Source organism: Carnobacterium sp. (genome assembly GCF_032094055.1).
In the GTDB taxonomy this organism is placed as follows: Bacteria; Bacillota; Bacilli; order Lactobacillales; family Carnobacteriaceae; genus Carnobacterium_A.
Genome location: NZ_DAMDAK010000022.1, coordinates 6116 through 15227 on the forward strand (window position 1 = coordinate 6116; position 9112 = coordinate 15227).

A 9112-nucleotide genomic window follows, 5' to 3' on the forward strand; every position below is an offset into this window, starting at 1 on the left:
AATACGGAGCAACTGTTCCTTTTGTTACAAGCGATGGTCCATGGGGAGATATGTTAGAAAATGGTTCAATCCCAGAATATGCACATCCAACTGTAAACTGCGGCTCAGATTTGAAGAATCAATTGCAAATACTACAGAAATTTAATAAGAAAAAAGGCCCATTAATGGTGATGGAATATTGGGTTGGCTGGTTTGATGCATGGGGAGATCCAGAACATCATACACGTGATACTCAAAGTGCTGCAAAAGAGTTAGATGATGCACTATCTATCGGACATATCAATTTTTACATGTTTCATGGAGGAACAAATTTTGGCTTTACTAATGGTGCAAATTACTATGATCATTTGACTCCTGATACCACTTCATATGATTATGATGCTCCATTATCGGAGTGGGGAGATGTTACTGAAAAGTACAAAGCTTTTCAGTCCGTTATAAAAAAACATTTACCTGAAGCTGAGACGTTTATGCCTAGAAATGCTAAAAAGATACATTATGGAAAATTGACTGTTCAACAAAAAACTTCTTTATTTAGTACACTGGAAAGTTTGGTTGAACCGGTAAGAACGGATTACACCATCCCTATGGAAAAATTAGATCAAAACTTCGGATATATACTTTATCGAAGCAACATTGGGAAAAAGAGAACTATTGAAGATTTTCGATTAGTCGGCGCTAATGATCGTGCACAAGTTTATGTAAATCAGGATCATTTATTCACGAAGTATGATTTAGAATTAGGAGATAAAGAATCTTTTGAATTGAATGATAATGAAAATACATTGGATATATTAGTAGAAAATTTAGGCCGTGTAAATTATTCTATAAAAATGGGCCATCAACAAAAAGGAATCAAAGATGGTGTCATTGTTAATGGGGCTTTTCAAAGTGTATGGGATGAATATACATTACCATTGGATAATATTGATGCTATCGATTTTGACACTCAATATAAAGAAAATACACCTAGCTTTTACCAATTTAAAGTTGAAGTAGCTGAACTGGGAGATACTTTTATTGATATGACTGGTTGGGGTAAGGGAGTAGTATTTGTCAATGGGTTTAATTTAGGTCGATTCTGGGAAATTGGTCCTCAAACTAAACTATATCTTCCTGCTCCTCTATTGAAAGCTGGCTCAAATGAAATTGTTGTTTTTGAAACAGAAGGTAAAGTGCAGGATCATATCATTTTAACTGATGAACCGCCTTTTATAGCTTAGAGGATTAAGTGAAGATACAAAAAAGGCGCCGGTGATTTTTTGATCACTGGCGTCTTTTCATGCAAAAAAATCAGAAAAATAATTAGACTTCTAAAAGGTGGTAAACTTTAGACTGAAAATCTCCTTTTAGAGAAGGATCTATATAGAAACCAACATTCATTAATTCATCTCCGCCATATATTTCCGAATTATTGCATTTATAATTTTTTTCTTCCGCAAGTCCATCTAACTGTAAAATTTTTAAAGAGGGAGAGGCTTCAGATAAGACGCTAAAGAAAAATACGAGTGCTTCTGATTTATCGTCAGATACGAACATCCAAGCCGTTTCGTTTCCTTCAAAAGGACTTAATAGACGGTAAAAATCTCCATACTGAATTAATTTACGATGTATTTTATAAAACGTTGTCTGATTTAACACTTTTTCTTTTTCATTCTCTGTAAGCTTTTCTAAATCTAGTTCATAGCCAAAAACCCCCGACATTGCTACATCTCCACGCATATCTAAATCGGTCATTCTTTGTGTTTGGTGGTTAGGTACTGCTGATACATGAGAACCCATCGTAGAAATAGGGTAAACGATACTTGTTCCATATTGAATTTTAAGTCGGGCTACTGCATCGGTATTATCACTGGTCCAAGTTTGAGGCATATAGAAAAGAAATCCTGGATCAAATCTGCCCCCGCCTCCAGAACAACTTTCAAAAAGAATATTAGGGTATTGATTAATAAGCTTTTCTAAAAAATCGTACAGTCCTAAAATATAACGATGAGCTACTTCGCCTTGTTGATTCGGCCCAAGAAGAGTTGAGTGAACTTCGGTCATATGCCTATTCATGTCCCATTTGATATAATCAATAGGTATGTTATCTAAAATAGTAACGAGTTGTTGACTAATATTTTCTCTTACATCTTTTCTGCTAAAATCTAATACATATTGGTCCCTGCCTTTTGAAATTTCTCGTCCTGGAATTTGAAGAGCCCAATCTGGATGCTCTTTAAAAAGTTCGCTTTCTTTGGAAATCATTTCAGGTTCAAACCAAAGTCCGAATTGCATTCCTTTTTTGTGTACTTGATCAGCTACTTCTTTCAAACCATTTTTTAACTTACTAGCATGTTCAAACCAGTCTCCTAAAGAACTTGAATCACTATCTCTTTCTCCAAACCAGCCGTCATCTAAAACAAATAATTCTATGCCCAACTTTTTGCCTTCTTCAGCGATACTTAGTATCGTTTTTTCATTAAAGTCAAAATAAGTGGCTTCCCAGTTATTAATAAGGATAGGTCTTTCTTTATATTGATGTACACCCCTTGTTAAACGTTCTCTGAAAAGCTTATGATAAGCATTGGACATTCCATTTAGGCCTTTGTCACTATAGACCATTACTACTTCTGGAGTCTGAAACTGTTCTTGAGAATTTAAATTCCAAGAAAAGTTAAAGGGATTAATTCCTAATTGTACTCTAGTTTGGTCATAAGGATCTTTTTCGATTAAAATCTGATGATTGCCACTATAAACTAGGCTGAACCCATAAACTTCCCCGCTTTTTTCGGTAGTAGTCGGGGTCAGTAAAGCAAGAAAAGGATTTTGTTGATGGCTACTTGCGCCTCTTTTACTATCGAATACTCGAATTCCTTTATTTATAGCTTCTCGGCTTACCATTCTTTCGCGAGCCCATGTTCCATTTAAATTAAGTGCTTCAAGTTCTTTGGCCGGAAAGTCTAAACTCATACTGGCTATCTTTTCTATCTGAACGGCTTTAGAACTTTCATTGCGAACTTTAACAGAACGGGTAATAACTGGTCTATCACTAAAAATTGTATATTGTAGATCAATAAATAACTCGCTTAACTGATCTTTCAATGTAATAATTAAAGTTTCAGCTTCTTCAAGGTCATTTACATATACTGCTGGCAAGCCTTGTAATGGTTTTTTTCCTTTAAATAGTTCAAATGAATTATATCTAAAATCTGTAACAGTGGATCCATTTTCATGTGTGATAGTTTGTGCAGGTGTTCTGAAATCGCCATTTCCATAACCAGGATATTCTTGTAGTACTGTATCAAGTGAGAATAACCGATCATTTGAATCAGGTAGATTAGGCGAAAAAGAACGATCTAGCCGTGGATAATTTCTTCCTCCATGGTATTCTTGGATACGCTTACCAAAATATTGTTGACTTAGTATTCCTTTTTCTTCAACACCCAATACATAACTGATCAAATTATTTCTCAAATGAAATTCTTGTTTCTTTTTATTTACTACTATTAACATCAATTATTCTCTCCTTTTTCTGAAAAAATTAGTTGTCCTTCAATAGTTATTAAAAAATTATTCCTTAACCAACTTGTCATCATAGTTTTTTAGAAGTTTGAATTTGTTGGAGTCTTTGTTTGGCATAAAAGGCTGCGCCTCTCATTCCAGCAGAGTCTCCTAATTCAGCCAAAGTAATCGAACAAGCTGCTTGTGATATTTTTAAAGCATGAGCCTTTACAATTTTTCTTGTTGAGCTGAGTAATCGTTCGCCAGCTGCGGCCATTCCTCCACCAATTATGATGATTTCGGGATTATATAAATTAATGGCATTTACTAAACCATATCCTAACAATTCACCAGTTTCTTGTAAGGTTTCTATGGCTATTAAATCTCCTAAATCAAAAGCTTCTGATACCATCTTAGCGGTAATTTTTTCAACGTCATTTTGAACCCATTCAAGAAGAATACTGTTTCTTTGATCCGCTAATTTCTCTTTCACGGTATGGAGCATACCTAATGCAGAAACGTATCTGCCCAAACAGCCAGAGCTGCCGCATCTGCAAGGTCGTCCTTCACGGTACATATTCATATGTCCAATTTCTCCGGCACTGGCTGTCGCTCCATACAGTACATGACCATCCATTACAATACCTGAACCTAAACCTGTGCCTAAAGTAAGCAAGGCAATATTATTTTTATTCTTTCCAGCTCCATAATGCCACTCACCATATAAATTCATTCTTACATCATTATCGATAAAGGTGGGAATATGTAAAGTTTCCTCCATATATTGGACAACGTTAACGTCTTTCCATTTTGGGAAATTAGGAGAAAATATTGAAATGCCCTTCTCTAAATCCAACAATCCAGGAACACCAACACCCATACAACAAATATGTTTAGTAGCGATTTGTTGGTCCTTGATCAGCTGTTTGACGATAGAAGCAGTACGTTGCAGTACATGCTGGGAACCCAGAAATCTTTCTGTTGATGCTCTTGTTTCAGCTACTTTTAATAAGGTTTCATTAAAGATAGAAACTTTTAAATTTGTACCTCCTAAATCTACCCCTATATAATAGGCTGCCATATAAAAATCAACTCCTTTATTTATTTTATTTATCTATTAATCAGAATTTGATGATGAGCTTTGGTTACTGATTGGCAACTCTATTCGAATAGTTGTTCCGTTACCTTTAGAACTAATAATAGTCACACCGTAACTCTTGCCAAAAAGTAATTTGATGCGGTCATCAATATTCTTCAAACCAATACCTGATAGATGGTTCTTTTTCTTTTCTTCAAGATAATTTAAATCAATGTTATTTGTATCCATACCAATTCCATTATCCATTATTTCAATAATTAATTGAGTATTCTTTTCTTGGATAAAAATATTGATGTATCCTTCTGTTTGTTCAGGGAAAGCATGTAAAAAGGCATTCTCAATAATAGGTTGGAGAATCATTCGTGGAACAAAACGTGTACTCAAAGCTTCGCCATAATAATAGTCGATATGAATATTATCTCCGAAACGCAATTGCAAGATCGTGGTATAATTTTTAACACTTGTTAATTCATCTTCCAATGTAACAAATTCGTCCTTCATCCCAATTGTACTCTGTAATAGTTTAATAAAAGCGTCAATTGAGTGGGCTGCTTTTTCTTTGCCTCCTTGCCATATTAAAAATTTGATGGAGGCTAGGGTATTATAGATAAAATGTGGTTGGATTTGCATCTGTAAAGCATGAATCTCAGCCATACGTTTTTCGTCTTGAGCTTTTAATAATTGTTCAACAGAATTTTCTAAATCTTCCAGCATGGAATTATAAACTTGGGCAAGTTCTTTTACTTCGTTTGTTCCTGTTACTTCAACTTTTTTATCAAAATCTCTTAATGATACAGCAGGAATTTTTTCAATCAATTGATATATAGGATTTGTTGTTTTCTTGACAATTATATAAGCAAGTAGAGAAATTAGTAAGATAGAACCAATGACGATTAAAAGTGTAGGAGTAAGTAAGTTCATATTCTTAATTAAAGCAGACTCATTGACAACGCTTGCTAGAGTATATCCATAAGAATAAAGCCTTTTTGGAACGACGGTTGCATTTTTACTCGTCGTATTTGTTGAAGTTGCGGCAAGGATTTGTTGACTTATATCGAATAACGTATTATTTTTTTCTCCAATAGTATTTTTGTGATTAGAAGAAATAACTGTTCCTTTTGAATCAAAGACATAAATTGCATTGACTGATTGATCGACAAGAGAATCATAAAATTGAGCAAAGTCTTTTTCACGGATAAAGAGAAGTGCATGGCCATATACTTCATGATGCGAATTTTTTAATACTTGAACAATGACTAAACCGGGAGAATTCTTTGTATAATTTGTATAGCCATGTTCGATAAACTGATAAGAGATCAAATTTGGGTTTTTATTTGCATCCGTAAAAATTTTTTCTAACAGAAATGTATCATAGTCCATGGTGCCAACGGCTTCATTTTGATAAAAGGTTTTTCCATTAACACCGAATAGTATTAAATTTGAAGGAATATCTTGATAAAGTAAAGCCGTGTCTGATAGTTGCTCGATCATCAATCGGATAGTCTGAGAGTCTTCACCTGGTGTCATTTCCCTAGGGCTTAAGTAGTTCTCAACGGTAGCAGTTTGATTAATTTGGTTTAAAATGTTGAAAACACTGTTGTTTAATTCCTCATAATCAGCTTGAGCTTTCTTGAGAATAATCGAATTAGATTCTCTATAAGAACGAACGTAAGCCTTTTCAGAAATGTTTAATACCACTGTTGTAACAACAACAGTTACGAGTGTAACACTTAAAATAACAATGAGAAAAATATTGAAAAGCAATTCGTTTTTTAAGTATTTATCTTTTAGCTTTTTCACGTATTAAGCCTCTCTTCGGAATTGAGTAGGTGTTTTTCCAATTATTTTTTTAAAAACTTTTGAAAAGTAACTGATATCTGAATATCCGCAACTTTCTGCAACTTCTGATATACTCATGGTAGAATTTTTCAGCAATTTAACGCTTTGTTCAATCCGAATACGATTTAGATAGTCTGGAAAAGTTTCATTAAAATGACTGGAAAAGTAACTGGATAAATAATGATAGTTAAAGTGAAACTTTAGAGCAATATCATTTAAGGTAATTTTTTCGGCAGCATGCTCTTTAATGTACTGTAAGATAATAGAAATCAAATCCCCATTTGATTGGGCGTAATAAGCAGTTAATTTTTCTTTAAGCTCATCAATAAATGCATGAGTAAGTGTAGAAAAATCCTCTAAATAGATACAGCTATTCATGTTTGTCAAAAGAATCATTCTTTTCTGTTGAAGATTTTCAAATGGAAAATTAGATTCTTCAATAGCAGAAAATAAATCGTAAAAAACACTGTTTGCAAATCTTTTTAATTCATTTTCATTGACTTTTTGGGCAATCATTTTTTGAAGACGGTGTTTTATATTTTCTAATACCTCAATAAAATTTTGGTTTACCAAGTGAATAAAGTATTTTTTTGTATCAAAGGACTGAACGGCTTTAGGAATAAAGAGTTGTTCTTGTGTAATTAATGCAGCTTCTTTAAAGAAAAATCGCTTGTTTTTACTCTCGTGAACTAGATTATCGTAAACGGGTTTTATCTCGTTTATGTTACTAAATTCTTTGCTTAATACAAAAAATGTAGTAGGTTCTATTATTCGTATATTATTCAAAGACATCTGAATAGTTGAGCATATTTTTTTATAAGAAATACCGTAATTGAATATTAAACATAATACATTTTGATTGGTTGTAAATAAGATTGGCTGATAATCTACAAGTATTTCAATTAATTCACTTTGAACAAATGTTTTAATGTTCGCTGGATTTGCATATAATTTAAGGTCTATGGTCAACAAACAAAATAATGAATCTCGGAAGTAATTGTCCATTAAAGAAGGATCAATATGATCAGTATATCCAGAGAGATATTGGCTGATCATGCTTTCTATTTTATTTTCGATTGTTAAAAAAGTGTGAGTAGTATCAAAGTCAGCTGAAAGCTTTTTTAATACATTTAGCAATTCAGTTGGATTTAAAGTAGGTTTTAAAATATAGTCCACTGCACCACTTTGAAAAGTTTTTTTTACGTACTCAAAGTCGCTGTGACTGCTCAAAATAACAATTTTGATGTCGGGATAGTTACTTTGAATGATTTTACTTAATTGAACTCCATCCAAAATGGGCATAACAATATCGGTTATGACAATTTGTGGGCTCAACTCTTCGATTTTTTTTAGCGCTTCTTTTCCATTAGCAGCTTCTCCTATGATGTTAAAACCATTTTTATTCCAATCAATAAAATTAAGTAGACCATTTCGAATAGAACTTTCATCATCTACAATTAATATTTTGTAAAATACATTCATAATGATTGCCTCACATCTTTCATTTTTTCGATTTAATGGTGTTTCGAACCGCTTTCAACGGGATACCCTTAACTTAATGCTTTTTTGAAAGATAGTCAACAGCCGTTACGCTTAAAAGTTATTCATGAAAAAGGGACGTATCATTTTTTAAAAGGCTCTATTTGTAAAAAATTTATATTTTTGTATTATGTTTTGAACCTATACAGCATTCGTTGACAGCGCTTTCTTTCGAAGGTATATTTAGCCTTGTAAGACACATATGTGAAAAACAGTCTAAAAGCTATAAATGATTTGCAAGTCGTTTTTTAAATAAAAATAATAGTTTTGGAGGATGAGAAAAATGAAGGGCAAGAAGAAATGGTTACCAGCACTTTTAACAGCAGCATCTTTATTTTTATTAACAGCTTGTGGAAGCAGTAGCGAAGGTGCAGGCTCGGAGAACGGAAGCAGCAATGAAGACAAAATCACCGTTTGGGCCTGGGACGAGACCTTTAACATTAAGGCAGTAGAAGAAGCGAAAAAAGCTTACGGTAATTCGGATGTGGATGTTGATGTAGTAACGATGTCTCAAGACGATATTGTACAAAAATTAAATACCGGGTTAGCTTCTGGAAATACAGATGGATTGCCCAATATTGTATTGATTGAGGACTACAGAATTCAAGGATACTTAACTTCTTATCCAGATGCATTTACGGATTTGTCTGATATTGTAAACGAAGAAGATTTCTCTCCATATAAATTTGCAGTAAATAAAGTAGATGACAAAATTTATGGCGTACCTTTTGATAGTGGTGTAGCCGGTTTATTCTACCGCACAGATTATTTAGAAGAAGCAGGATACTCACAAGAAGATATGAACAATATTACTTGGGATAAATATATTGAGATTGGAAAAGACGTAAAAGAAAAAACCGGTCATGCTTTATTGACGATCAACCCAAGTGATTTAGGTATTATTCGAATCATGATGCAATCAGCTGGAGATTGGTATTTGGCTGAAGACGGCGAAACAGTAACCGTTAAAGATAATGAGTCTTTAAAAGAAGCTATGCAGATTTTTGCAGAATTATTGAATTCTGGTATCGCTACTCAAGTTTCTGATTGGGACGGCGGTGTAAATAGTGTTCAATCGGGTGACGTTGCTTCTTCACCAACAGGTGCTTGGTATTCTAGTACCATTATGGGCGCTGAAGATCAAAGTGGTAA

6 protein-coding genes are annotated in these 9112 nt (G+C 33.6%); 2 read left to right on the forward strand and 4 right to left on the reverse strand.

Annotated elements, in window-relative coordinates; all coding sequences use genetic code 11:
* Positions 1–1223: beta-galactosidase (locus tag RT405_RS05170; protein WP_313468144.1), on the forward strand; the 1223-nt coding region annotated here is incomplete at its 5' end.
* 82 nt (positions 1224–1305) lie between these two features.
* On the opposite strand, the gene RT405_RS05175 is transcribed toward RT405_RS05170, so the two are convergent.
* The 4 genes from RT405_RS05175 to RT405_RS05190 all read right to left on the reverse strand — a co-directional run bounded on the left by RT405_RS05175 (position 1306) and on the right by RT405_RS05190 (position 7903).
* The gene (locus RT405_RS05175; RefSeq protein ID WP_313468145.1) at positions 1306–3495 is read right to left on the reverse strand and encodes an alpha-galactosidase; all 2190 of its coding nucleotides are present in this window, start codon (positions 3493–3495) and stop codon (positions 1306–1308) included.
* Positions 3496–3574: 79 nt separating this feature from the next.
* Positions 3575–4564: an ROK family protein gene (locus tag RT405_RS05180; protein ID WP_313468147.1), complete on the reverse strand. Its 990-nt coding sequence runs from the start codon at positions 4562–4564 to the stop codon at positions 3575–3577.
* Positions 4565–4600: 36 nt separating this feature from the next.
* Positions 4601–6382: a histidine kinase gene (locus RT405_RS05185; protein ID WP_313468149.1), complete on the reverse strand. Its 1782-nt coding sequence runs from the start codon at positions 6380–6382 to the stop codon at positions 4601–4603.
* 3 nt (positions 6383–6385) lie between these two features.
* Positions 6386–7903 (reverse strand): response regulator, encoded by a 1518-nt coding sequence (locus RT405_RS05190; protein WP_313468151.1) that lies wholly within the window; start codon positions 7901–7903, stop codon positions 6386–6388.
* A 340-nt stretch (positions 7904–8243) separates the two neighbouring features.
* Between RT405_RS05190 and RT405_RS05195 the strand changes: the two genes are divergently transcribed.
* Positions 8244–9112: ABC transporter substrate-binding protein (locus RT405_RS05195; RefSeq protein WP_396163307.1), on the forward strand; the 869-nt coding region annotated here is incomplete at its 3' end.

What these genes read in the sequence shown, in the direction of transcription:
- RT405_RS05180 (WP_313468147.1), bottom strand. Translation starts at nt 4,564, where the DNA reads ATGGCAGCCTATTATATAGGGGTAGATTTAGGAGGTACAAATTTAAAA.
- RT405_RS05175 (WP_313468145.1), bottom strand. Translation starts at nt 3,495, where the DNA reads ATGTTAATAGTAGTAAATAAAAAGAAACAAGAATTTCATTTGAGAAAT.
- RT405_RS05190 (WP_313468151.1), bottom strand. Translation starts at nt 7,903, where the DNA reads ATGAATGTATTTTACAAAATATTAATTGTAGATGATGAAAGTTCTATT.